Genomic DNA, 24,829 nt, shown 5'->3' on the forward strand with positions numbered 1-24,829 from the left:
TGGGTTCGTCCGCACCTAATACTCGATCTCCGGCGACACGATGGCAACAGTCAATTCGGTTATGTGAGCGCGACGTAGGGTCCAATGGCACCTATTTCGGGACCAATGCCTCTGGGGGAGCGGGGTTTACGAACCATAAAGTTCTAGCTGAACGGTGCAATGAACACCTTTCGACCGCGCAATGAAGGAAGTCGCGATGAGCAACGTGTATCCAGCTCCCGCAGTTTTGGTAGGTGTCGACGGATCCAGGGCGGCGATACATGCGGCCGTGTGGGCGATCGACGAGGCGGTCAGCCGCGACATTCCGCTGCGATTGGTGTACGTCATCGATTCGCACGACGCGTCGGGTGTGCGCGCCGGTGACACCCGCCTTGCCGTCGCCCGTGCCGCGTTGGCCGACGCCCACCGGGCAGTCGACGCGGCGGGCGAACCGGTCAAGATCGAAACCGAAATCCTCTGGGGCAGGACGGTTTCCAAGCTGCTCGAAGCGTCCAGGTCGGCCGTCATGGTCTGCATCGGGCAGATCGGGCTCAACCACGCCTGCCACGGCGGACCCGCCGTCGCGGCTTCCTTGGTCCGCTCCGCGCTGTGTCCTGTCGCCGTCATCCAACAGTCGGCGGGCCGTCCGACGGCGCCTCGCATCAGCGGCGTGGTCACCGAGGTGGACAACGGCACGGTGTTGCGGCACGCGTTCGACGAAGCGAGGCTGCGCCGAGCGACCCTGCGGGCGGTGTCGGTATCGAAAGTCGCGAACGTTCGCGACGAGACTCCTGGAAAGGCTTCGGCGCAAGGGCAATTGGATCGCAGGCTGGCGCGATGGATGCGGCTGTATCCCGACGTGCAGGCCGAGCCGGTGATCGTGACCGGTGGCGTGGACCGGTATCTGCGTGCCCACCACGATGCCGGCCAGCTGTTGGTCACCGACTCCTATCGGGCCGAGGCGCTGTGTCACGACGGCCATTCCGTCCTTGCGATACGTTGCGGCAACCTGTAGCTCGGGCGGCGCCGGACTGTGGTCTGAAACACACTGCTCTGCAACAGGTTTCAGCGAAGCCAAGGCGGCATGTACCGGGGATTTCCTCCCGCCGGGCGCCGGTTTCGCCGCGGTGTCAAGGGACCAAGGGCCCTGTTGCGGGCACGCGCCTCCGGAGCAAGATGGTGTTACTCTGAGTTGCAGATATATCGGGAGGGTTGCCGACCATGAGCCAGCTGACGACGGCCGAGGCGGGTGTCGACCTGGTCGACCGCGCCGACGTGGAGGCGTTGCTGCGCCGCTTCTACGGACGGGCCTTGGACGACGAGGTTCTGGCCGAGCCGTTCGCCGGGTTGCGGGCCACCGGCCTGGAGGCCCACGTTCCGACGATGTGTGACTTCTGGGAGACCGTGCTGTTCCGCGCGGGGCTCTATCGCGGCAGTGCGCTGCAGGCACACCGCGAAATCCACCGGCGTGCCCCACTGTCGGATCGTCACTTCCGGCGCTGGCTCACCTTGTGGCACAACACGGTTGACGAAATGTATCGCGGACCGGCGGCCGATCGGGCGAAAGTTCAGGCCGGACGGATCGCCTGGGCCATGCACCGGCGACTGACCGGGGCCGATGCGCCCGAGTTGCTCGTCACGCAACCGGCTCGTGCCGGTCAGGCTCCGGACCGAACCGGAAGTGACGGCCGGTGACTTCGGCCGGCGTGATGCGCACATAGTGCGGTTTGAGCGTCGCCGTCCACGGCAACAACCGCGCGCGTTCGGCCTGTTGAATGTCCGTGTCCGCCTTCAGCAGTCGCGCGCGACCGCGCACGATCACGCTCCATCCCTCGACGAGGTTGTGGTCGTCGACCTCGAAAACCACCGCGTGATTGGCCACGGCCGAGAACAGTTTGGTGCCCTCGGCGGTGCGGAACAGCACGGTGCGATCCTGCACGACGAAGTTGACGGGGAAGATCTCGGGCTCACCGGCGAAGTTGGTGACGAGGCGGCCCAGCGAGACACTGCCCAACAGATTCCAGTTCTCGTCTTCGGAAAGCACGGTCACCGGTTGGTCGCTACCCACGGCCCCAACGCTACGGAGAATTGTGGGCGTTGAGTAGAGCCATTCGTACTCTCGGGGCGAACTCAGCCGTGGCTGACCCGAAGCAATTTCGCCAGGCTCGGCAGCTTGACGCGGGGTCGTCCGTGCGGTTCGCCCGCCGCGCGCTCGTGGGCGTCGATGAGGTCCCAATGCGCCGAGGTGACCAGCTTGGGCTGGCGCGACGCCAGCCAATCGGCCAACTTTTCGGCGTGGTCGCCGGGGAAATCGCCCAGACCTTCGGCGGCGGACAGATCGGCGAGCAGCGTGTCCACGGTGTCCTGGGAGTCCTTCTTATTGGTGCCGATGACACCCGTCGGCCCACGCTTGATCCAACCGACCACGTATTCGTTGCGGCTGCCCTCGACCCGGCCGCCGCTGTTGGGGATCGTCGCGGTCTTCTCGTCGAACGGCAGCCCGGGGGTGGGCACGCCGCGGTAACCGACCGAGCGCACCACCAGCTGGACAGGTAGCTCTTCGCGCTCGCCGGTGTCGCGGGCGGATACGCGCCCGTTGTCGTCGGTGACCAGCTCGTTGCGGCCGAGCACGATCGCTTCGACCCGCTCGTCGCCCTTGATCTCGATCGGCGAGGTCATGAAGCGCAGCACGATGCGCCGGTGTCCGGGGCGCGGGTCGCGCTTCGCGTAGTCGCGCAGCACGTTGATGTTCTGCTTGGCCGTCTTGCCGGCCGCGGCGGCGTCCTCATCGGTCACGCCCTCCAGCTGGGCGGGGTCGACGATCACGTCGACGTTGTCCAGGTCTCCCAGCTCGCGGAGCTCCAGGGTGGTGAACGCGGTCTGCAGCGGCCCCCGCCGGCCGATGACCACCACCTCGTCGACGCCGCACGGGCGCAGCGACTCCAGCGCGTGGTCGGCGATGTCGGTCAGTCCCAGCACCTCGGGATCGGTCACCAGAATGCGCGCGACGTCGAGCGCGACGTTTCCGTTGCCGACGACGACGGCCCGGGATCCCGAGAGATCGGGCGTGGCCTCCTCGAAGTTCGGGTGTGCGTTGTACCAGCCCACGAAGTCGACGGCGGCGATGCTCCCCGGCAGGTCCTCGCCGGGGATGTTCAGCGCGCGGTCGGATTGCGCCCCGACCGCGTAGACGACGGCGTCGTAGCGCTCGGCGAGTTCGTCGGCCTGCACGTGTTCGCCGACCGAGATGTTGCCGAAGAAGCGGAAGCGCGGGTCCTGGGACGTCTTCTCGAACTGCTTGCTGATCGACTTGATCTTGGGGTGGTCGGGCGCGACGCCGGAGCGCACCAGCCCCCACGGGGTGGGCAGCATCTCCAGCATGTCGACGGCGATATCGATGTCGTCGGACCCGTCGGCCGCCTTCAACAAGGAGGACGCGGCGAAGAAGCCTGACGGTCCGGAACCAACGATTGCAACGTGATAAGGGCGCATTCTCGACCTTCTATTCGTGCCCGAATGCGCGCGAGGGGCTGGAGCGCGCAAAGCGGGGCGCACATGATCGTGACTCGATGCTAAACGCATGACCGCTGGTCGCGACCTGGACACTCGCTGCGAGCGGAAGCTGCCCGGAGGGCCCCGGTAACGTTGTCGGCTGTGGAACCCGACCGTCAAGCCGATATCGCCGCCCTGGACGCCACCCTGACCACGGTGGAGCGAGTGCTCGATGTGGACGGTCTGCGCGCGCGCATCGAGAAGCTCGAACACGAGGCATCCGACCCCCAGCTGTGGGACGACCAGGCGCGCGCCCAGCGGGTCACCAGCGAGTTGTCGCACGCTCAGGGCGAGCTGCGCCGGGTCGAGGAGCTGCGGGGGCGCCTGGACGACCTGCCGGTGCTCTACGAGCTGGCGGCCGAGGAGGGTGAGGGCGCCGCGGACGCGCTGGCCGAGGCGGACGCCGAGTTGAAGGCGCTGCGTGCGGACATCGAAGCCACCGAGGTGCGCACCCTGCTGTCGGGCGACTATGACGAACGCGAGGCGCTGGTCACCATTCGTTCCGGTGCGGGTGGAGTGGACGCCGCGGACTGGGCCGAGATGCTGATGCGGATGTACATCCGGTGGGCCGAGCAACACAAGTATCCCGTCGAGGTGTTCGACACGTCCTACGCCGAAGAGGCGGGCATCAAGAGCGCGACGTTCGCCGTGCACGCCCCGTTCGCTTACGGCACCCTCTCGGTGGAGCAGGGCACCCACCGGCTGGTGCGAATCAGCCCGTTCGACAACCAGAGCCGCCGTCAGACATCGTTCGCTGAAGTCGAGGTGCTTCCGGTGGTGGAGACCACCGACCACATCGACATTCCGGAAGGCGATGTGCGCGTTGACGTTTACCGCTCGAGCGGCCCGGGAGGCCAATCGGTGAACACCACCGACTCTGCGGTACGTTTAACCCATATCCCAACGGGTATCGTCGTGACTTGTCAGAACGAAAAATCGCAGTTGCAGAACAAGATCTCGGCGATGCGAGTTCTTCAGGCAAAGTTGTTGGAGCGCAAGCGTTCCGAAGAGCGCGCTGAGTTAGACGCATTAAAAGGCGAAGGTGGCAGTTCGTGGGGCAACCAGATGCGCTCCTACGTTCTGCAGCCGTATCAGATGGTCAAGGATCTGCGGACCGAGTACGAGGTCGGCAATCCTGCGGCCGTCCTGGATGGAGACATCGACGGATTCCTGGAAGCGGGAATCCGTTGGCGCAACCGAAAAGATGACGAATAACACAAGTTTTCTCGCCGCGTCCATGACGCACCGCTGGCACGACTTCTGGCGGGGCGAACTCGGCGAGTGGATCATCACCCGGGGTCTACGGATCGTCATGATCCTGATCGCCGCGGTGCTGGCGGCCCGGTTCGTCAACTGGGTGGCCCAGCAGGTGACGCATCAGCTCAATTTGGGCTTCGCCGAAAGCGACGCGCTGGTGCGCTCGGAAGCGTCCAAGCACCGGCAGGCCCTGGCGTCGGTGATCTCCTGGGTGTCGGTCGTCATCATCGGCATCTGGGTCATCATGCAGATCTCGTCGGTGCTGCAGTTCTCGGTGGGCGGACTGGTCGCGCCGGCCACCGTGGTCGGCGCCGCCCTGGGTTTCGGCGCGCAACAATTGGTGCGAGATCTGTTGGCCGGCTTCTTCATTCTGGTGGAGCGTCAGTACGGTTTCGGAGACCTGGTCACCATCACGGTGGTTTCGGCCACCGAGGCCAGCGGCACGGTCGAGAACGTGACGTTGCGGGTGACCCGGCTGCGGTCGGCGGATGGCGAAGTGTTGACCATTCCGAACGGGCAGATCGTCAAGGTGGTCAACCTGTCGAAGGACTGGGCGCGTGCGGTGGTGGACATCCCGGTGTCGACCAGCGCCGACCTGAACCGGGTCAACGAGGTCCTGCATCAAGAATGCGACCGCGCGATGGACAACCCCGTGCTCGGGGAGCTGCTGCTGGATGCGCCCACGGTTATGGGTGTGGAAAGCATCGCGGTGGACACGGTAACGCTGCGTCTGGTCGCGCGGACGCTGCCCGGCAAGCAGTTCGAGGTCGGCCGGCAGCTACGCGTGCTGGTCATCCGGGCGCTGGCCCGCGTCGGGATCGTGACGGCGGCGGATGCGAGGGTGGGCCTGGTGGAAGACCCCTCGGTTCCGGTCGCGCAGGCCGCCGAACAGCAAAACGACGATGAAGTCCAAGGTGCGGTGCAGAAGCGTTGAAGTTCACCCTGAACATCCTCGAGAAGCGCGGCGACGACTCGGATGCGGAGCATCGCTGGCCGAAGCACATGTTCGGCGGGCGGATGCGCACGTCGACGTTCGTCTTGGTCGTCGCTTTCTTGGTGGTGTGGTGGGTCTACGACACCTACCGTCCGGAACCGGCGCCCAAGCCCCCGGCCCAGCAGCTGGTGCCACCCGGCTTCGTACCCGACCCCAACTACACCTGGGTGCCGCGCAGCCGGGTGCAGGCGCCGCCGGCCGTCACCTACACGCCGACGCCGACCAGCACTCCGCCGCCGCCACCACCGCCACCGCCGCCGCCACCACCGGTGACGACGACCACGACCACCACCACGCCGCCGTTTCAGCTGCCGCAGCTGCCGTGCATCCTGCCGGCGCCGTTCTGCCCGCCCAGCTCAAGCCCCGCCACACCGCCGCCGCAGCAACCCCAGCCGGGGCCCGGCCCGGTGCCGACTTCCCCGCCACCGGCCAGTTGACTTCGCCTGCCAGCGAAATTCACCGCTACACTGGCGTGCCGTGATGATCACCCTGGACCATGTCAGTAAGAAGTACAAAGCGTCGGCCCGCCCGGCGCTGGAAGACGTCAACGTCAAGATCGACAAGGGTGAATTCGTCTTCCTGATCGGCCCGTCGGGGTCGGGCAAGTCCACCTTCATGCGGCTGCTGCTCGGCGCGGAGAACCCGACCAGCGGCGACGTCCGGGTGTCGAAGTTCCACGTCAACAAGCTGCGCGGGCGGCACGTGCCGAAGCTGCGCCAGGTCATCGGCTGCGTTTTCCAGGACTTCCGCCTGCTGCAGCAAAAGACGGTCTACGAGAACGTCGCGTTCGCGCTGGAAGTGATCGGCAAACGAACCGACGCCATCAACCGGGTGGTGCCGGAGGTGCTGGAAACCGTCGGCCTGTCCGGCAAGGCCAACCGGTTGCCCCACGAGCTGTCCGGTGGTGAGCAGCAGCGGGTGGCGATCGCGCGCGCGTTCGTCAACCGGCCGCTGGTCCTGCTGGCGGACGAGCCGACGGGCAACCTCGACCCAGATACCAGTAAGGACATCATGGATTTGTTGGAGCGGATCAACCGCACGGGGACGACGGTGTTGATGGCGACGCACGACCACCACATCGTCGACTCGATGCGCCAGCGCGTCGTGGAGTTGTCGCTGGGCAGGCTGGTTCGCGACGAGCAGCGCGGCATCTATGGGATGGACCGCTAAGTGCGCTTCGGTTTCCTACTCAACGAGGTCCTGACCGGGTTTCGTCGCAACGTCACGATGACGGCCGCGATGATCCTGACGACCGCGATCTCCATCGGCCTGTTCGGTGGCGGTCTGCTGGTGGTCCGGCTGGCCGACAACTCGCGCGAGATCTACCTCGACCGCGTCGAGACCCAGGTGTTCCTGACCGACGACATATCGGCCAACGACACCACGTGTGCGTCCGCGCCCTGCAAGGGGCTGCGCGAGAAGATCGACGCGCGCCAAGACGTGAAATCGGTGCGCTTCGTCAATCGTCAGGACGCCTACAACGACGCCATCAAGAAGTTCCCGGAGTTCAAGGACGTGGCGGGTAAGGACTCGTTTCCGGCGTCGTTCATCGTCAAACTGAACAACCCCGAACAGCACGCGGAGTTCGACGCCGCGATGCAGGGCCAGCCGGGGGTGCGCAGCATCCTCAACGAGAAGGACCTCATCGACCGGCTGTTTGCGGTGCTCGACGGCCTGCGCGACGCCGCGTTCGCCGTTGCTCTGGTGCAGGCCGTCGGGGCAATCCTGTTGATTGCCAACATGGTGCAGGTCGCCGCGTACACCCGGCGCACCGAGATCGGGATCATGCGGCTGGTGGGTGCCAGCCGGTGGTACACCCAGCTGCCCTTCCTGGTAGAGGCCATGCTGGCGGCGGCCATCGGTGTGGCGATCGCGGTCCTCGGACTCATGCTGGTGCGCGCATTGTTCCTGGACAATGCGCTCAGCCAGTTCTACCAAGCGCATCTGATCGCCAAGGTCGACTACGCCGACATCCTCTATATCTCGCCGTGGCTGTTCCTGCTCGGCGTGTCGATGGCGGCGGTGACGGGGTACGCGACCTTACGCCTCTATATACGGCGGTAGCTGTGGCCAAGGGTTCCGGCCGGGCCAAGGCGGCGGGCGGCAAAGGTGGCAGCAAACAAGTCATCGCCACCAATCGCAAAGCGCGGCACAACTATTCGATCATCGAGTTGTTCGAGGCCGGCGTGTCTCTGCAGGGCACCGAGGTGAAAAGCCTTCGCCAGGGCCAAGCATCGCTAGCCGACGCGTTCGCAACAATCGACGACGGCGAAGTTTGGTTGCGTAACTTGTACATTCCGGAGTATCGGCACGGTAGCTGGACCAATCATGAGCCGCGCCGCAACCGAAAGTTGTTGTTACATAGGCAACAAATTGACAGGCTGGTCGGCAAGATACGAGATGGTAACCTCGCCTTGATGCCGTTGTCTCTGTATTTCTCCGAGGGCAAGGTCAAGGTCGAGCTTGCCCTTGCGCGCGGTAAAAGGGCTTACGACAAGCGCCAGGACATGGCGCAGCGCGATGCACAGCGCGAGGTGGTTCGTGAGATGGGACGTCGAGCAAAGGGCATGACCTGATCGGGGCGGCGTACGCCCAGCTGTCTGCCGTCACGTACGGAGTCAGCGATTTCGTGGGCGGTGTCGCAGCTCGGCGGGTGGCCGCGCTGCGCGTGATGCTCGTCGCCTACCCGATCGAGACGCTGTTGCTGGGCGTGATGGCCGTTTTCGTCGGCGGACCCATCCATGTCGGCGCCGTTCTGTGGGGATGCCTCTACGGCATCGGAATGGCGTTCGGTATGTGGGCGTTCTTCGCCGCGCTGGGTTCCGGGCCGATTTCGGTGGTCTCACCCTTGGCGGCCGTGCTCAACGCGGCGGTGCCCGTCGCGGTGGGCATGGCGCTGGGGGAGCGGCCCGGCCAGGCCGCCCTGGTGGGCGTCGTCCTGGCGCTGGGCGCGGTGATGCTCGTCAGCCGTGAGGCCCCCGTCGAGGGCACCCCGTATCGATTCACGCCAAAAGTGGCCTGGCTCACAGTAGTTGCGGGCTCGGCGATGGGGTTGAACCTGGTATTTCTGCACCAGGCGCCACACGTGTGCAAGCTTTGGCCCCTGGTCTTCGCCCGGGTGGCGGCAAGCCTGGTGGTGTTCGCCATGGCCAAAACCAGCGACAACCTGGTGATGCCGCGCGGACGGCCGCTCAAATTGGCCGTCGCCGTCGCCGTGCTGGACATCTTCGCCAACATCACCATGCTGGCGGCGCTGCACACCTGGCTGCTGTCGTTGGCCAGCATCCTGATCTCGCTGTATCCGGCCGCGACGGTCGTGCTGGCGATGGTGGTGCTGCGCGAGCGGGTGACCCGCCTGCAGGGGATCGGCATGGTGCTCGCCATGGGCTCGGTGGCGATGATCGCGTCCGCCTGACGGCCTACGATCGGTGACCATGGCCGATCGCCCCGTCACCAAGCTCGACAAGTCCGCCGTCCTCTCGGCACTCTTCGCGGTGTGGGACGACATCGACGGGTTGCTGGCCGGGCTGTCCGAAGCGCAGTGGCGGGCGGCCAGTCCGCTACCGGGCTGGGACGTCAAAGCCGTGGTGGCGCACATGATCGGCACCGAGTCGTTCCTTGCCGGCATCGCCGCACCCCAGCCCGACATCGACGTGTCGACGCTGAAGCATGTGCGCAACGACGTGGGCGTGATGAACGAGTGTTGGGTTCGCCACCTGAGCGCGCACGCCGACGCCGACGTGCTGGAAAGCTTCCGGGCGATCACCACCGATCGGCGCGAGGCGCTGACGGCCATGTCGGGCGACGAGTGGGACGCGGTGACGATGACGCCCACGGGCCCGGATTCGTATGGCCGGTTCATGCGGATCCGCGTGTTCGACTGCTGGATGCACGAACAAGACATTCGCGTGGCGTTGGAACGGCCGCCGACCGACGACGAACTGGCCGGCCCCGCCGCGCCGCTGGCCCTCGACGAGATCGCCGCGACCATGGGCTACGTCGTGGGCAAGCTGGCCAGGGCGCCCGAGGGTTCGCGCGTCCAGTTCGACCTCACCGGACCGCTGGCCCGCACCATCCGGGTCAGCGTCGACGGGCGCGCCGCGGTGGTCGACGACTTCGCCGGCCGAGACCCGACCGCGACCGTCCGCCTGGACGGGCTGCAGTTCACCAGGCTCGCCGGCGGCCGCCCGATGTGTCCGGCCCGACCCCAGGACATCGAGCTGGGCGGCGACCAAGACGTGGCCACCCAGGTTGTGGAGCACCTCAACTTCGTGATCTGATCGCCGCCCGGCCGGGAAGACAATCCCGTTGCTGCTGGTTGTTAGGCAGGTACCATTGATATTCCTGCCGAAAGTCGGCGGGGTGCGAGGGGCTGAAAGGTTTCGACTTCGCGCATCGAATCAAGGGAAGCGTGCCGGTGCAGGCAACTGACCACCGTAAGCGTCGTTGCAAACAGATAAGCGCCGATTCACATCAGCGCGACTACGCTCTCGCTGCCTAAGCGACAGCTAGTCCGTCAGACCGGGAAAGCCCTCGACCCGGACCCTGGCGTCAGCTAGAGGGATCCACCGATGAGTCCGGTCGCGGGACTTATCGGGACACCAACAGCGACTGGGATCGTCATCCTGGCTTGTTCGCGTGACCAGGAGATCCGAGTAGAGGCATAGCGAACTGCGCACGGAGAAGTCTTGAGGGAATGCCGTAGGACCCGGGTTCGATTCCCGGCAGCTCCACTACAGAATGTGCGGTCATCAGTGCTTGGCAACGGCCTGGTGACCCACTACAGCGAGCAGGCGCAGCTTGTCTGCTGACGATGTGCCGGCGGGCGGTGTCAGTATTACCAGTGACTGACCGTCGGTGGTCGCCAGTACTTCGCAGTCCAGCGTGATCGGGCCGACGCGGGTGAGGAATGTCTTGCGCTGCATGCGCCGTACCGCAACCTCGTGCCGGGCCCACAACTTGCGGAACTCGTCGCTGTGCTTTAGCAGGCCGTCGACGAGTTCACACATGTCGGCGTCGCGGCGCCGCCGGCCCCACGCCGCGCGTAAGTCCGCGACCCGGCTTCGGCTGTGTTGGTCACATTCTTCTGGCGGTATCGCCTCGCGGGCACCTGGATCGGTGAACCACCGCCAGCACATGCTCGCCTGCAGCCCTGGCTCTTCACTGACCAAGTCGCCCATCAGGAGCTTGGCCATGTCGTTTTGCGCGAGCACGATCTCGGTGTCCGAGCAGACGAAGGCCGCCGCGTCGGTCATCTGATCGAGCAGGTACATCAGTGCGGGCCGCACATGAAGTGAACACCCGGTTCGATCCGGCACCGCGTGTCCAGCGAGTCGGTAGAGGTGCTCAGTCTCGTCAGTGGTGAGGCGAAGTGTGCGTGCGAGCGCGCGCACGATCTGTAGCGACGGCTGAGTGCTTCGAGCCTGCTCAAGCCGGCTGTAGTAGTCAACCGACATCCCGGTCAAGTGGGCTATCTCCTCGCGGCGCAGGCCGGCCGCGCGGCGCCGTGCACCCGGCGGGAGTCCTACGTCGGCGGGGCTGATCGATGCTCGGCGGGTCCGCAGGAACTCAGCCAGCGCGTCAGATTCCATCTCCCCATTGTCATCGATGGTTAGCGTTTAACCAGGGACTCTCAGACCCCGGTTAAGTGCGGCCTGGTCGCACCGTCTGATTCGGCGCAAGAGTGGCCGTACAGACGGAAACGGACATATGGGAGAACACCGCCATGCAATATCGAACGCTGGGTCGAACCGGAATCAACGTCAGCCCATATTCCTTGGGGGCCATGATGTTTGGCGGGATGAACACCGATCATGACGACTGCATCCGCATCATCCATCGAGCGCTGGACGCCGGGATCAACGTCATCGACACCGCGCCCGCGTACTCGGGCGGCGAGTCCGAAGAGATTGTCGGTAAGGCGCTCAAGGGCCGGCGCGACGACGTAATCGTGGCGACCAAAGTGCACCTTGTCAGGGGCGAAGAGACCATTCAGCGCGGCAACTCCAGGTCATGGATCACGGCCTCCGTCGAAAAATCGTTGCGGCGCTTACAGTCTGACTACATCGACGTATACCAGCTGCACCGACCCGACCCGCAGACTGACATCGAGGAGACGCTGTCGGTGTTGACGGACTTGGTCCGCTGCGGCAAGGTGCGAGCCATCGGATCCTCGACGATGCCTGCGTCTGACATGGTGGAGGCTCAGTGGGTCGCTGAACGGCGCGGCTTGGAACGGTTCCGTTGCGAGCAACCCCCGTACTCCATCCTCGATCGCGGCGTCGAGGCCGAGGTATTGCCCGTTGTCCAGCGTTATGGCATGGGAGCCCTGGTGTGGAGTCCGCTGGCGCAGGGAATGCTCACCGGTCGCGTCCGGAAGGGGCAGCAGACGGATCTGCGCCGCGCGGCGCTTTTCAAGCACATCAGTGACGAACGCCGACTCGACGCCGTCGAAGAGTTGACCGCTTTGGCCGCCGACGTCGGACTGCCACTGCGCCGCCTGGCGATGGCGTTCGTCGTCGCCCACCCGGGGGTCAGCAGCGCCATCATCGGGCCGCGCACTATGGAGCATCTCGAGGACCTGCTCGCCGGACTCGACGTCGACCTTACTGAGGACATCCTCGATCGAATCGACGGCATCGTGGCCCCTGGAACCGATGTCGGCACCCTCGACATGGCCTACCGGCCTCCAGCCCTGCTTGAGCCCGGGCTGCGCCGCCGGCCTCGAAGCCCGCAGGCAGGCGCAGGGGGTCGGTATAGCCAGGGGTGCAGCCGTTGATCGCGGGCGCGGTAGGCGTCGATGTTTTTGCGGTGGCGCAGATTGTCATCGATGTCGTCCAGTCCCTCGAGAAGCAGTTGGCGGGGCCGTTCGTCGATGGGGAAGGAGCGCCAGGGCCCTCCAGTGGCGCGCACGCGGCTGTGTTCGAGGTCGATCTCTGCTTGTGGTGGTTCGCCGGCGTCGATGTGTAGTTCGGCGACCAGACGGGCGTGTTCGTCTGGTGGGAGGGCCAGCGGCAAGATGGTGTTGTGGTAGCAGTTGGCGGCGAAGATTGACCCGAAGCTGGGGGCGATGATGGCTTTGATGCCGAATCCGTGTAGCGCCCACACGGCGGATTCTCGGGAGCTGCCGCAGCCGAAGTTTGCGCCGGTGAGAAGTATGGTCGCGGTCCGGTAAGCTGCCTGGTTCAGGATGAAATCCGGACTTTCGCAACCATTTTCGTCGTAGCGCCAATTGCCGAACAGGATCGATTCGTATCCGGTTTTGCCTAGGCCGGTCACCTGAAGGCGGGAAGGTGCGATGACGTCGGTGTCGATGTTGTCGCGCAGCAGAGGCGCGACCACGCCGGCGAGGTGTCTTAGTGATCGGTCGATCATGGCAGGGTCCTGGGATCGGTGATGTGTCCGGTGAGTGCGGAGGCGGCGACGGTGGCGGGGCTGGCCAGGTGTGTGCGCACGCCGGGGCCTTGGCGACCTTCGAAGTTTCTGTTGGTGGAGCTGATCACGCGCGCGCCGATCGGGAAGCCTTCGCCGCCGCCGAAGAAGCAGAAACCGCAGCCTGATTCGCGCCACTGAAAGCCGGCGTCGACGAAGATGCGGTCGATGCCCTCGGCTTCGGCAGCGCGCTTGACCGCGCTCGACCCGGGGATGCAGATGGCGGTGACTCCGTCGGCGACGTGGCGTCCGGCCAGCAGTGATGCCGCGGCTTGCAGATCGGAAAGCCGTGCGTTGGTGCAGGATCCGATGAAGGCGGCGTCGATCGGTATACCGGTCATCGGTGTACCGGGGGTCAGGCCGATGTAGGCGAGCGCTTTTGCGGCTCCGGCGGGATCGGCCAGTGTGTCGGGATGCGGTACCGATGCGCCGACGCCGACGCAGTGCTGGGGACTGGTGCCCCAGGTGATCCGCGGTGTCAAGGCGGTGACGTCGATGTCAACGGTGCGGTCGAAGCGTGCCCCGGCGTCGGTGCCCAACGCCAACCATTGCCGGGCGGCGCGCTGCCAGTCACGACCGGTAAGTGCTCCTGGCCTGGTCTTGAGGTAGTCCAGGGTGATGGCGTCGGGGGAGACGATGCCGGTGAACCCACCGGCTTCGACGGCCATGTTGCACAGCGTCATTCGGCCTTCGATGGGCATCGATTCGATAATCGGCCCGGTGTACTCGATGGCGTAGCCGGTGGCGCCTGCGGCGCCGATGGTCGCGATGAGCGCCAGAATCAGGTCTTTGGCGTAGACGCCATCGCCGAGCGATCCGGTGAAGCGGGCCTGCAGGGTCTTCGGCCGTTTGACGGCCAGCGTCTGGGAGGCCAGGGCGGTCTCGCAGGTGCTCACGCCGACGCCCCAGGCCAGTGCGCCGAGACCTCCGTTGGTGCCGGTGTGGCTGTCGGCGCACACCATCGTCATGCCGGGCAGGACTAGCCCCTGCTCGGGGAAGGTGACGTGACAAATTCCTTGGCGGTCGTCGTCGAGGTCGAAGATCGGTATTCCCGCTTCTGCGGCGGTGGCTCGGAATCCTTCAATGAATTTCTGACTGTCGGGGGCGGGACTGGTGTCGGTGCGTCCGGGTCGGGTGTCCACCGAATGGTCGATGGTGCCGAATACGGTGTGCGGGTCAAAGACCTGTCGGTGAGCGTCGTGCAGGCTGGTGAGCGCGAACGCGCCGCTCTTCTCGTGCAGGAAGATCCGGTCGATATAGAGCAGCGCCGTGTCGGCGTCGAGTTGGGATACCGCGTGGGCATCCCAGATCTTGTCGACGACTGTGCGCGGTTGCGGTGCCATCACTGCCTCCCCCCGTTGGGCACGAGACCGGCGAGGTAGCGCTGCTCGAGCTCGGCGACCAGCGGCGTACCTGCCAGGCCATGGACGTCGGCGAAGCTGGCCGTGCGCGGACCCAGATTCCAGGTCCCGTCATCTTCACGAATCTGCTTGAGTGCGTCGGTAATCCCGGTGATCGCGGCGGCAAACAGGACGCCGGGCAGACTGACCCGGGCCACGCCGAGTGTCTGCAGCTCGGTGAACGTCAGGCGGGTCGGCGACTTGCCGCCCTCGACGATGTTGATCCCCACCGGCCCGTCGATACCTGCAACGGCGGCGACGATCTCCTCCCGCGCGTGCAACCCCTCCACGAACACCAGCGTCGCGCCGGCATCGAGGTAGGCGTTGCCGCGCTCGATCACCCCATCAATGCCCTCCACCGCCAGTGCGTCGGTACGGGCGGTGATGACAAAGTCCGGGTTGTACCTGGCATCGGCGGCGGCACGAATCTTGGCCACCGCCTCGTCCAGGTCGATGACGTGTTTGCCGTCGAGGTGACCACACCGTTTGGGCATGACCTGGTCTTCTAAGTTGACCCCCGCGAGGCCGTGGCGTTCGAAGGTTTGCACCGTGAAGAACGTGTTGACCGCGTTGCCGAATCCGGTATCGGCGTCACCCACCACGGGAATGTCGACCGATCGGGCGATCACGCCGCACGCGCCGGCCATCTCGGCCAGAGAGGCGATGGAGTAGTCCGGGACTCCGTAGTGCACCGCGGCGATCCCCAGGCCGCTGCACTGCAGCGCACTAAACCCGGCTTGCTGGGCCAGTTTGGCGCTGATCGGATCGTATACGCCGGGCATCACGACCAGATCGGGTCCCAGGAACAGTTCTTTGAGTCGGGACGGCTTGTCATCTATGGGCGTCATCTCCACCACCTCCTATCTAACTTATATAGCTATAAATCATAGCTGTCAACACATTGCCGAGATGCAGCGTTGATTAACCGAAGGTGGGATTAGGGTTATTCGAGATGGAACACGAGGAGGCGTCGCGGCTGCGGCGCCAGCTGATGACACTGCAGCGCCGGATTCGCCGGGAGATGAAAACCGGTCCGGTGGCGCTGTCAGATGCGTTGGTACTGGGCGCAATTGAGCGCCACGGGGGAACGGTGTCTCCGGGGCAACTCGCCGAAGACCTGGTCATGACGACATCCAACGTCGCCGCGGCGCTGCGATCGCTCGAGGCGGCGGGGCTGATCAGCCGTAAACGTGACTCCACCGATGCCCGGCGGGTGCATATCGAGCTCACTGAAGACGGCCGCCGCCTGGTCGTCGACGATCGACGCCGGCGCGACGATTGGCTGCGTGACACCATCAACACCACCCTGAGCCCGCGTGAACAGCAAATCCTGCAGCAGGCCGGAGAGTTGATGAGCCGCCTGGCCTACGAGGGCCTCGACAATCGCGACGAGCTCGATCGCGGGGACACGGCTGCAGGCTGAGCCACGCGCTAGGCGCTGCGGCTCGCATTGCCGCGCGGGGCGAAATTCCCAGGCCTAGGGAAGAACTGAGGGCAGGTAAGCCACTATGGCTTCGGCGACAGCGTGGGGTTGTTCGGGGAATAGCGCATGGCTGGCACCCTCGATGATCGTCGTGCTAACGCGGTCACCGTAGCTCTCCCGCAAGTCACCCCATTCAGCAGCGATGTGGAACGGATCGAGCGCTGCAATGATCTCGAGAATCGGCGCAGCACCGGCACCCCAGTAGCGGCCGACTTCGGTGCGTTGGACACAGTCGACCTGCATCGCCAGGGTCGCGGGGTACCAGCCCGTCAACCACGGCGAGGCGTCATGCTCTGGGGCGAAGAACGCCAGGCGCAGCGCATCCATCCGGACGGCATCCGGCAAGGAAAGGTCACCGGCACGCATCGGAGCCGAAGCCACTTCGGGTGCAACGGTTTTCCCGGACGCGGCCGCCAAGATGACGGCGGCTACCTTGTCGGGATGGTGCACCGCCGTTGCGCGGGCGACGAAGTTGCCGAATGCGTGACCCAGTATCACCGCCGGCCCGTCGGCGAGTTCGTCGATCACGCAAGCGATATCACCCGCCATGTCTTCAAAGGTGACCGCGCTCATTGGGCCGGCCGAGCGGGCGACCCCGCGCGGTTGGGGCCGCAGCACTTGGTAACCGGCGTCGACGAGCACGTCGGTCAGTGCCTCGAAGTCAGTGCCGCCGTCGCGTCCGTAGGACGGGACGATCACTAGCGCTGGGCCGCGCCCGTCGACGTAAGTCTCGATAGAAGCCGTAGCCGAGTCGATGATTGCGCTGTGCCGGATCATGATTGGTCGCGATGCAGTTCGACGCGCAGCAGCGCCGCGTTTCGAACGATGCCCTTCGGAGGGGCGGTCGTGCCGCCGTCGGTGGTGACGTACAAAACTCGGCCATGTTCTGCCGGCAGACGTCCCCATGACGCGCTCGACGGTCCGATGAGCGCTTCGTCGAACGGGTCGCCGATGAGGTGACGGACTTCGCTGCCGTGACGAGGATGTAGTGGCACCCGGTCGATGGTGTTGGCGCGGTGGCGGGTGACGTAGGCAAACCCGGTCTCGTCGTCGAGGCAGAAGTCATCGGCATTGTCGATCGCGGCGACGAACTCTGGCGGCCCGTCCGCCTCCAGCGTGGAGGGGTTGACCGGGACGCGCATGAACACTTTCTGCGCTGTGGAGGTGTAGTACAGGTAGCCGGTGCGGCGGCTGTAGCGCACACCGTTGACGCCGGGTTGCGGCGGCGGTGGCACGCCGCTGTCCGGGTCGAAAGCCATGGTGTCGTGAGCCAGCCACACTCGCGCGTTGGCTGTACGGGCCTCGTCGGCAAGGTCGACCCGCCAAATCAGGCCGGCGAAGCAGTCGGCGATCGCCAACACTCCCTGCCCGAGAACGCAGGTGCCATTGAGTCCGCGAGCGCGGTCGTCGAACCGGTAGATGGTCTTCGCGGTGACCGGTTGGCCAGGCCTCCAGTCGGTGAGATCGACTTGCACGAGCGAGGATTCGTGGGTGGTGTAGGCCTCGGTGAGGCTCACGACGAACACATCCGGGGCAATCTCGACGATCCCGGTCACGGGGTGGTCGAAGCGATGCACCAGAACAGGGCCAACTGTCGAGCCGAGGTGTGCGGGCGGGACATACCAGAGTTCTTTCTGCAGCACCGCGGTGATCAAAGTGGAGCCGTCAGTGCGCACCGCGAGGTTCTCCAGAAAATAGTTCTTCGGGAAGTAGGCCACGGGTGTCAGCGTGACCGACGGCAGAGGTGCGATCGGCATGTTCTAATCTCCTCTCGGCGTGGGCCCGTGCGACGCCGTCACGGGGCGGGAATTGCAAACGCGGCCAGGATCGCGCAGACCGTGTGATAGATACCGGTCAGCACGGTAATGTCGAAAACTCCTGCAGCGCCGAAGATCTGCTCGGCGTGGTCGTACACTGCTTGATCGACGCGGTGGCCGGTGGACAGTTGGCGGGCCAAGCGGTGAGCCGCGGTCTGCGCGTCGGACAGTTCTTCGGGCTCACTACCGCGTGTCAGTTCGGCGATCACGGCCTCCGACAGACCGGCGTGCCGCGCGACCGCGCTGTGCGCATAAAGCTCGTACGGCGCCTGCCACACTGCGCCGACGGTCAAGATGACCACCTGGCGGACCCGCTCGTCGAGAGAGGTGTGCTGTTGCTCGGCCTCCTGCAGTTGCAGGAATGCCATGGCCAGGGCGGGGCTGAGCAAGCTGGGGTTGAAGGGGCCGATGAGCCGACCGTCCGGGGTGGTCGCGGCGAAGCCGCTGCGTTGGGCCCAGCGTACGGCGGTGTTTGAGATGTGGTCGAAGAGGCCGCGTTGTGCCACGCTCAACTCATCGCGTTCGGCCAGCGCCAGTCGTCCGCCCAACCCGTAATCCTTCGCGCTCACTGATCCAAACCCGTTGCGTTAGCGGGCACGTCGAACGCCGCGAGCGTCATGCTGACCATGGTGAACCAGCCAAGCAGCACTGCGACGTCGACGATGCCGGCGTCGCCCAGTAGCTCCTTGGCGCGCCGGTACAGCCCCGTCGGGATCACCCGCTGGCCAACCAGCGCCGAGGCGAGCTCGTAGACCACCTGCTGGCGCGGGTCGTCGAAGGATGTGGGCAACCCGGAGATCAAGGCTTCGACGGAACGTGCCTCGAGGTGGCCGTCCCGCTCGCCGATGATCTCGTGTTCATAGCTCGCGTACGCGCTGCGCCACCGCGCGCATACCAGGTTGGTCGCGATCTCGATCTCTGCTTTGGTCAGTGTCGATTCGCGTTGGTAGTAGGCCCCGGTCGGCACGATTGTCTTGGACAGTTTGGGATTGGCCAGCCAGATCCTGTGCGGGCCCGGCACCAGACCCCGTAGCGCTTGAGTGAAGTCGTAGGCCTCTTTCATGTCGACCGACATCGCGTCCACCGGTGTCTCCACAAACCGGCCGAAGGTGCCGAAGTCGGCGTTGTCACTCATCGATTTATCTCCTTCTCGACGTCACCCGCCAGGATGGCGGTAGATGCTAAAGAGAACGGACGCTCATGTTTTTATGATGACCTGTAGCCGGCCTTGCTGTCAAACGCGAACGTTCATGTTCTTTGAGATATAGTGTGGACATGCCGAAGGTGTCAGCGGAGTACCGTGCCGAGCGGCGAGCGCACATCCTCGCCGCGGCACGCAGATGCTTCGTCCGTGACGGCTTCCACGGCACCTCGATGCAGGATCTTGTCGATGAGGCTGGTGTCTCTTCGGGCGCGGTGTATCGCTACTTTTCGAGTAAGGGCGCCGTGATCGAGGCGATCGCCGCAGAGAACCTCGATCAGGTTGTCGGCGTCATGCAGAAGTCGGTCGAGGATGGCTTGACCGCCGACGCGGCTATCGCTGCCGTCCTCAAATTCGTCACAGCCCGTCACTCCGAGGATGGATTCGCGGCGATCGCGCTACTCGTCTGGTCGGAAGCGATGCGCAACGCCACGCTGGCTCAGCGACTACGCGATGCGATCGGGGCCGCAACGCGGCTACTGGGCACGTCGAATGGCCCGGGCAACGACGAGGGGGTACTGACCGACTCGCTGTTGTGCGTTCTGCCTGGCTACTTGATGCAGCTGGCCCTGGGCGGACCGCCAGCTGCCAAGCACATACCCCGGACGGTCGAAAGCGTTTTCGGCCGCCATTTCGTCGCAAACCAAGAGGCATCAAAGTCATGATCATCGGCGCCTTACAAAGTGCCGTGGCACCGCTGGCCTGCACAGCAGCCGAAGGCCGCCGGTGTCGCTGTCAAGACCCGAAACGAACCCGCAAGTAGCGCACTGACTGAACGCGAACGAGAAGTCCGAACCGACAGTTCGCAGGGCAAACGGCCAGGTAGGGGCGGAGGGGTTCCATTCCCGGCAACTCCAGTGCAGACTGTGCTGCTCAAAGCCAGATCTGTGGTTGGCTTATCCCTGGGGTGACCGGCTTTAATCGTCATACGACGGCCATGTCGCGTTGTGCACGCCCGAGACCGCATCGCAAGGAGCTCTGATGACCTATCGCCGTTTTGCTTGGGCGCTCGGTGCGGTGGCGGTGGTGGCGGCGGCCATCATTCCCATCGAGGCCCATGGCGAGCCGCCGACGAAGTGTCTGACCAACACCCCCAAGGGCAAGCAGGTGTACGTGCCCTGCGATCTGCTCAACGCCGGAGCTAATTTCCCGCCGGGGCAACGTTGTCCCCCTCCCCTCGAGCAGTATCCGAAAGACGTGGCGGACTGGTGCGGCGAAGGCCCGGGCCTTGCGAGTACGACGCCCACGACTCCGACGAGCCCGACCACTCCGACGAGCCCGACCACTCCGACGAGGCCTACGAGTCCGACTAGTCGCGCGACCACAACCAGTCCCGCGACCACAACCAGTCCCGCGACCACAACAAGTTCTGCAACCCCCACGAGTCCCACGAGCCCGGCGGCTCCGGGCAATGCGCCGAGCGGCAACGAATCGTAGTGAATCGGCAGTTCGGAAGCCAAAAGCTCTGGTACTGGGTCGGTTTCGATTTTCGGCAGCCGGACTATTGAACATGCGGCACCCGCACAACGTCAGACGAGAACCAGCGCGCCTTGTACCGCGAGCTCCGCGTTGAGCACCGCAGCGTAGCGGTCAGCCGCGTGCGAGAACTCGGCTTGTTGTAATTCGCCTGCATACGTCTTCGCGGACGGCTCTCGGGCGCGACTTAATTCTCGCCGCCGCAGTAAGCGTTCACGCGATCGACAAAAAGGCGAAAAACACTTGCAACCGGGTAGTTTGGCGACGCGAGACGGAGACGGCGCACGAGATGTTTTATGTGGGCCGCTGCTGTTGCTGCATCGGTCTGGCGGCCACCCCGGGAATCAACCCGGCGACGATGGCGTTCGCCTAGCCGTGGCGCACGCGAAAAGATGGCTTAATATCAGCTCGTCGAGCATTCCTAATCTGGGGGCACGGTGTTGACGCTTCTCAAGCGGGCGTGGGTTCCGCTGGTTGTGGCCGTGGCGCTGATCGTCGGCGGTGTCGCAGTGGTGCGACTCAATGGCGTTTTCCCGGGACCGGGCCTGCCCAAGCCCGATCCCCGGGATGCGACCCCTCCGTACGCGGCCAAGACAGCCATCTACGAAATCCTGGGACCGCCCGGCACAACCGGCGTCGTCAACTGGATGGATGCGGAGTCGCTACCGCAGAAGGCGAGCTTCACCACCCTGCCGTGGTCGAAGACGATCGTCGCCCAGATGCCCGGCATCTTCGCCTACGTCGTCGCCCAGGGTGACAGTCCGTCCATCGGTTGCCGCATCACCGTGGACGGCAAGTTGGTCGATCAACAGCAGGTCAACACCCGGGACGCGCAGGTTTCCTGCTTGGACAAGTCCGCGTGAGCGACGACACGAGCGACACCGACAGAATCCCCGTCGCGCAACCCACCACCGTTGAGCACAAACCGCGGATCGCCCGCACCATGCGCGTGCTGGCGCTGCCGATCATCGTGATCTGGCTGCTGATCGCGGTGGGCGTCAACGTCTTCGTCCCGCAGTTGGAGAAGGTTGCCGAGGAGGTCTCGGTGCCGCTCTCGCCGTCCGACGCACCGTCGGTGACCGGGATGAAGCACATCGGGCAGAAATTCAAGGAGTACGACTCCGACAACCTCGTGCTGGTGACGCTGGTCGGTGACAAACCGCTCGGCGAGGACGCGCACCGGTTCTACGACGATCTGGTCAACAAGCTGCAGCAGGACCACGAACACGTCGAGCATGCGCTGAATTTCTGGGGGCAGCGATTCACGGCCTCCGGTGTCGAGAGCTACGACCACAAGGCCGCCTATGTCCAGGTCAACCTGCGCGGTGACCAGGGCGGTGCCGTCGGCGACAAATCCGTTGCCGCCGTTCGTAAAATAGTCGCGGACTCGAAGCCCCCGGCCGGGGTGAAGGCCTATGTCGCCGGCCAGGGAGCCCTGACCGCCGACACGATTGTTGTCGGCGACGCGAGCCTGGCCAAGATGACGATCATCACCATCATCATCATCGCGATCATGCTGATGTTCGTCTATCGATCCATCGGCACGGTGCTGCTGACGATGGTCATCCTGTTCGTCGGACTGGCCACCGGCCGCGGCGTGGTAGCGCTGCTGGGCGAGACCGGCATCATGGGGCTGTCGACCTTCGCCGTCAACTTGCTGACGGCACTGGCCATCGCGGCGGGTACCGACTACGCGATATTCATGGTCGGCCGCTACCAGGAAGGCCGCGAACGAGGCCTGGACCGCGAAGCGGCCTACTACGACACGTTCGCCGGAGTCACCAAGGTGGTGCTGGGCTCGGGTCTGACGATCGTCGGGGCGCTGGCCTGTCTGAAATTCACCCGGCTGCCGTACTTCAGTTCGCTGGCGTTTCCGTGCGCAGTGGGCCTGCTCGTGGTGGTGGCCGCCGGGGTCACGCTGACGCCGGCGCTGATCGCGTTCGCAAGCGGCTTCGGCCTGTTCGACCCGAAGCGCGAGTTCAACTACACCCGGTGGCGCCGTTTGGCGACGGCCATCGTGCGGTGGCCCGCGCCCATCCTCGCTACCTCCGTCATCCTGGCGATCGTCGGCGCAATTGGCTTGATGGGCTTCACTCCGCGCTACAACGACCTGTACTACCTGCCGGAGAGCGCATCGTCAGTGAAGGCGTACACCGCGGCCGATCAACACTTCACCCAGGCGCGTTTGAACCCGGACCTGCTGATGATCGAATCGGACCACGATCTGCGCAATCCCAGAGACATGCTGGTCCTGGACAAGATCGCCGGCGCCATCTTCCGGGTCCCCGGCATCGAACGGGTGCAGAGCATCACCAGACCTCTGGGCCCACCGATTCAAGATGGATCAGTTCCATTCCAGCTCAGCGTGCAAAGCGCGCCGATCCGCAGCAACCTGAACTACCTGAAGGACCGTGTCGGCGACATCAAGAAGATCACCGGTTTCCTCGACACTCAGATCGCGCTGTTGGAGCGCCAGTACGCGGTGACCCAGAAGCTCGCAAACGCCGCGGACGACAGCTCGAAAACCACGGCGGAGACGGCGGCCATCACGGACGAAATCCGGGACCACATCGCGGATTTCGACGACTTCTGGCGACCGATTCGCAGCTACTTCTATTGGGAGAAGCACTGCTACGACATCCCGATCTGCTGGTCATTACGAAGCCTGTTCGACGCGCTGGACGGGTTCGACAAGCTCGCCGAAAAATTCCACGCCCTCACCGGCGACCTCACCGACACGGCCAAGGCCACGCGCGAATTGCTGGCGATCATTCCCGAGAACATCGCGGTCTCCAAGTCGATCCGGGATACGACGCTGACCATCTACAGCACGTTCGACAGTCTGATCGATCAGTTCGACCGGCTGACCGACACGAACGCCGTGATGGGCAAGTCGTTCAACGACTCTCAGGTGGAGAGCCTGTTCTACCTGCCACCTGAGATCTTCCAGAACCCCGACTTCCTGCTGGGGTTGAGCCTGATGGTGTCGCCCGACGGCAAGGCCGCCCGTTTCATCATCACTCACGCGGTGGATCCGGCGACGACAAAGGGGATCGCATCTGTCGATCAGGAACGCCAAGCGGCCAAGGAGGCGCTGAAGCTCACCTCGCTGGAGAACGCCGACATCTACCTCGGCGGTACGGCCGCAACGTTTTACGACATCGCCAACGGCGCCAAGTTCGACCTGATGATCGCCGGCGTGGCCTCCATCGTGCTCATCTTCATCATCATGGTGATCGTCACCCGCGCTTTGGTCGCAGCGGGTGTCATCGTCGGCACCATCGTGCTGTCGTTGGGGGCCGCCTTCGGGTTTTCGACCCTGATCTGGCAGCACCTTGGGAACTTCCAGCTGCACTGGGTGGCAACCGAATTCGCGTTGATCGTGCTCTTGGCCGTGGGTTCCGACTACAACCTGATGTTGGTGTCCCGAATCGAGGAGGAGATCGGAGCCGGCCTGAAAACGGGACTCATCCGCGGCATGGGCGTGACCGGGCCGGTGGTGACTGCCGCCGGTGTGGTCTTCGCCGTCACCATGGCCACGATGATCACCAGCGACCTGCGGGCGATCGGCCAATTCGGCACGACGATCGGCATCGGTCTGCTGTTCGACACCTTCGTCGTCCGATCGCTCATCACACCATCGATCATGACGGTGATGGGGCGCTGGTTCTGGTGGCCGAAGCGGGTACGCGTCCGCCCGGCCAGTCAGATGCTTCGGTCGGTGGGGCCGCGCCCGTTGGTTCGTGCCCTGTTGTACCACCCGCGGCACGGGGCCCCGCCGGATCCGCAGACGTAGCGGGCGTCGCCGAGTGCGGATTGTCTCGGCTACCGCGCCGCCTTGGCGGCCTCGCGCCGAGCCTTTTCCTTCGCGTGGGCCGAGCAGCAATGCCCCATATCGCAATGGAACCGGTCACTACAATCATGCGAACAATAGACTGATGCGGCCGGAAGCCATTCCGGATCGGACAGGTCACGCGGCCGGTCATCCGGATCGAACGTATGGCCGCAATGTATGCAGACCTTGGTCCTGGCCATACCGCTCAGGGTACGCGCTATAGCCCTGATTCGGAGCTGGTTTCAGACCGAGGGCAAACAAACTAGTTTCGCAATGCAATGGCGCGCCATTGAAGATAACCGCCATTTACGCGGACGAAATTAACAATCTTCACCGCCCTGTTCATTCACGCTTCGCTTGACGGCGGCGTCCTCACTTCACCCGGGTGAACGGGTGGTCGGGGT

At 64.7% G+C, this 24,829-nt stretch carries 25 protein-coding genes and 1 other RNA gene; 16 read left to right on the plus strand and 10 right to left on the minus strand.

Going from position 1 to position 24,829, the window contains the following annotated elements; translation table 11 throughout:
• Positions 1-196 precede the first annotated feature (196 nt).
• A complete protein-coding gene (locus tag B9D87_RS25690; RefSeq protein WP_040631044.1) occupies positions 197-994 on the plus strand; it encodes a universal stress protein in 798 nt (265 codons plus the stop codon).
• A gap of 206 nt (positions 995-1,200) precedes the next feature.
• Entirely contained in the window at positions 1,201-1,674 is a 474-nt protein-coding gene (locus B9D87_RS25695) for a group III truncated hemoglobin (RefSeq protein ID WP_007772851.1), read from the plus strand.
• Here the strand turns inward: B9D87_RS25695 and B9D87_RS25700 are convergent.
• Together B9D87_RS25700 and B9D87_RS25705 are read right to left on the minus strand one after the other, a co-directional pair.
• The gene (locus tag B9D87_RS25700; protein ID WP_007772850.1) at positions 1,616-2,047 is read right to left on the minus strand and encodes a pyridoxamine 5'-phosphate oxidase family protein; all 432 of its coding nucleotides are present in this window, start codon (positions 2,045-2,047) and stop codon (positions 1,616-1,618) included. The two genes, B9D87_RS25695 and B9D87_RS25700, sit on opposite strands and share 59 nt — an antisense overlap.
• A 62-nt stretch (positions 2,048-2,109) precedes the next feature.
• On the minus strand, positions 2,110-3,471 hold the full coding sequence (locus B9D87_RS25705; protein ID WP_007772848.1) for an FAD-dependent oxidoreductase: 1,362 nt from the start codon (positions 3,469-3,471) through the stop codon (positions 2,110-2,112).
• A gap of 162 nt (positions 3,472-3,633) precedes the next feature.
• Here B9D87_RS25705 and prfB point away from each other — a divergent pair, with 162 nt between their 5' ends.
• The 9 genes from prfB to ssrA all read left to right on the plus strand — a co-directional run bounded on the left by prfB (position 3,634) and on the right by ssrA (position 10,518).
• Positions 3,634-4,746: a peptide chain release factor 2 gene (gene prfB / locus B9D87_RS25710; RefSeq protein WP_007772847.1), complete on the plus strand. Its 1,113-nt coding sequence runs from the start codon at positions 3,634-3,636 to the stop codon at positions 4,744-4,746.
• On the plus strand, positions 4,736-5,722 hold the full coding sequence (locus tag B9D87_RS25715; RefSeq protein WP_234009760.1) for a mechanosensitive ion channel family protein: 987 nt from the start codon (positions 4,736-4,738) through the stop codon (positions 5,720-5,722). The genes prfB and B9D87_RS25715 overlap by 11 nt, the downstream gene beginning before the upstream one ends.
• Positions 5,719-6,219: an Rv3103c family proline-rich protein gene (locus B9D87_RS25720; protein ID WP_007772845.1), complete on the plus strand. Its 501-nt coding sequence runs from the start codon at positions 5,719-5,721 to the stop codon at positions 6,217-6,219. The genes B9D87_RS25715 and B9D87_RS25720 overlap by 4 nt, the downstream gene beginning before the upstream one ends.
• Before the next feature lie 43 nt (positions 6,220-6,262).
• Positions 6,263-6,952 carry a cell division ATP-binding protein FtsE gene (gene ftsE, locus B9D87_RS25725; RefSeq protein ID WP_007772842.1) on the plus strand — a complete coding sequence of 230 codons (690 nt, stop codon included), beginning with the start codon at positions 6,263-6,265 and terminating at the stop codon, positions 6,950-6,952.
• Positions 6,953-7,846: a permease-like cell division protein FtsX gene (gene ftsX / locus B9D87_RS25730; protein ID WP_007772841.1), complete on the plus strand. Its 894-nt coding sequence runs from the start codon at positions 6,953-6,955 to the stop codon at positions 7,844-7,846.
• Between the two features lie 2 nt (positions 7,847-7,848).
• Positions 7,849-8,358, plus strand: a complete 510-nt coding sequence (smpB, locus tag B9D87_RS25735) for an SsrA-binding protein SmpB (protein ID WP_007772839.1) — start codon at positions 7,849-7,851, stop codon at positions 8,356-8,358.
• Complete coding sequence (locus B9D87_RS25740) at positions 8,355-9,197, plus strand: DMT family transporter (RefSeq protein WP_077091391.1); 843 nt, start codon at positions 8,355-8,357, stop codon at positions 9,195-9,197. Before smpB ends, B9D87_RS25740 begins: the two co-directional genes overlap by 4 nt.
• Positions 9,198-9,216: 19 nt before the next feature.
• On the plus strand, positions 9,217-10,062 hold the full coding sequence (locus B9D87_RS25745; protein WP_007772835.1) for a maleylpyruvate isomerase family mycothiol-dependent enzyme: 846 nt from the start codon (positions 9,217-9,219) through the stop codon (positions 10,060-10,062).
• Positions 10,063-10,150: 88 nt separating this feature from the next.
• Positions 10,151-10,518: a transfer-messenger RNA gene (gene ssrA / locus B9D87_RS25750) on the plus strand.
• Between the two features lie 15 nt (positions 10,519-10,533).
• Here ssrA and B9D87_RS25755 read toward each other — a convergent pair.
• Positions 10,534-11,373 carry a helix-turn-helix transcriptional regulator gene (locus tag B9D87_RS25755; protein ID WP_040630892.1) on the minus strand — a complete coding sequence of 280 codons (840 nt, stop codon included), beginning with the start codon at positions 11,371-11,373 and terminating at the stop codon, positions 10,534-10,536.
• Between the two features lie 134 nt (positions 11,374-11,507).
• Between B9D87_RS25755 and B9D87_RS25760 the strand changes: the two genes are divergently transcribed.
• Positions 11,508-12,560 carry an aldo/keto reductase gene (locus B9D87_RS25760; RefSeq protein WP_040631042.1) on the plus strand — a complete coding sequence of 351 codons (1,053 nt, stop codon included), beginning with the start codon at positions 11,508-11,510 and terminating at the stop codon, positions 12,558-12,560.
• Here the strand turns inward: B9D87_RS25760 and leuD are convergent.
• Genes leuD through B9D87_RS25775 form a run of 3 tightly spaced genes read right to left on the minus strand, consistent with a single transcriptional unit; the run spans position 12,461 to position 15,461 of the window.
• On the minus strand, positions 12,461-13,156 hold the full coding sequence (gene leuD / locus B9D87_RS25765) for a 3-isopropylmalate dehydratase small subunit (RefSeq protein ID WP_080598591.1): 696 nt from the start codon (positions 13,154-13,156) through the stop codon (positions 12,461-12,463). The two genes, B9D87_RS25760 and leuD, sit on opposite strands and share 100 nt — an antisense overlap.
• The gene (locus B9D87_RS25770) at positions 13,153-14,556 is read right to left on the minus strand and encodes a 3-isopropylmalate dehydratase large subunit (RefSeq protein WP_007772830.1); all 1,404 of its coding nucleotides are present in this window, start codon (positions 14,554-14,556) and stop codon (positions 13,153-13,155) included. Before B9D87_RS25770 ends, leuD begins: the two co-directional genes overlap by 4 nt.
• A complete protein-coding gene (locus B9D87_RS25775; protein ID WP_040631038.1) occupies positions 14,556-15,461 on the minus strand; it encodes an isocitrate lyase/PEP mutase family protein in 906 nt (301 codons plus the stop codon). Before B9D87_RS25775 ends, B9D87_RS25770 begins: the two co-directional genes overlap by 1 nt.
• 104 nt (positions 15,462-15,565) lie before the next feature.
• Between B9D87_RS25775 and B9D87_RS25780 the strand changes: the two genes are divergently transcribed.
• Positions 15,566-16,036: a MarR family winged helix-turn-helix transcriptional regulator gene (locus tag B9D87_RS25780; protein ID WP_007772828.1), complete on the plus strand. Its 471-nt coding sequence runs from the start codon at positions 15,566-15,568 to the stop codon at positions 16,034-16,036.
• Between the two features lie 54 nt (positions 16,037-16,090).
• Here B9D87_RS25780 and B9D87_RS25785 read toward each other — a convergent pair whose 3' ends face one another.
• From B9D87_RS25785 to B9D87_RS25800, 4 genes are read right to left on the minus strand one after another with little or no spacing between them, the layout of a single operon-like run.
• The gene (locus tag B9D87_RS25785; protein ID WP_007772826.1) at positions 16,091-16,873 is read right to left on the minus strand and encodes an alpha/beta fold hydrolase; all 783 of its coding nucleotides are present in this window, start codon (positions 16,871-16,873) and stop codon (positions 16,091-16,093) included.
• A complete protein-coding gene (locus B9D87_RS25790; RefSeq protein ID WP_007772825.1) occupies positions 16,870-17,853 on the minus strand; it encodes a hypothetical protein in 984 nt (327 codons plus the stop codon). Before B9D87_RS25790 ends, B9D87_RS25785 begins: the two co-directional genes overlap by 4 nt.
• 38 nt (positions 17,854-17,891) lie before the next feature.
• Complete coding sequence (locus B9D87_RS25795; protein ID WP_254425545.1) at positions 17,892-18,461, minus strand: carboxymuconolactone decarboxylase family protein; 570 nt, start codon at positions 18,459-18,461, stop codon at positions 17,892-17,894.
• 17 nt (positions 18,462-18,478) lie between these two features.
• The gene (locus tag B9D87_RS25800; RefSeq protein ID WP_007772823.1) at positions 18,479-19,048 is read right to left on the minus strand and encodes a carboxymuconolactone decarboxylase family protein; all 570 of its coding nucleotides are present in this window, start codon (positions 19,046-19,048) and stop codon (positions 18,479-18,481) included.
• 140 nt (positions 19,049-19,188) lie between these two features.
• On the opposite strand from B9D87_RS25800, the gene B9D87_RS25805 reads away from it, so the two are divergent.
• From B9D87_RS25805 to B9D87_RS25815, 3 genes are all read left to right on the plus strand, one after another.
• Entirely contained in the window at positions 19,189-19,779 is a 591-nt protein-coding gene (locus B9D87_RS25805; RefSeq protein ID WP_238553465.1) for a TetR/AcrR family transcriptional regulator, read from the plus strand.
• A 1,251-nt stretch (positions 19,780-21,030) separates the two neighbouring features.
• Positions 21,031-21,453, plus strand: coding sequence for an MmpS family transport accessory protein (locus B9D87_RS25810; protein ID WP_174320945.1), 423 nt, complete (start codon positions 21,031-21,033; stop codon positions 21,451-21,453).
• The gene (locus B9D87_RS25815) at positions 21,450-24,386 is read left to right on the plus strand and encodes an MMPL/RND family transporter (RefSeq protein ID WP_007772820.1); all 2,937 of its coding nucleotides are present in this window, start codon (positions 21,450-21,452) and stop codon (positions 24,384-24,386) included. The genes B9D87_RS25810 and B9D87_RS25815 overlap by 4 nt, the downstream gene beginning before the upstream one ends.
• Positions 24,387-24,829 lie beyond the last annotated feature (443 nt).

Source organism: Mycobacterium colombiense CECT 3035, from assembly GCF_002105755.1.
In the GTDB taxonomy this organism is placed as follows: Bacteria; Actinomycetota; Actinomycetes; order Mycobacteriales; family Mycobacteriaceae; genus Mycobacterium; species Mycobacterium colombiense.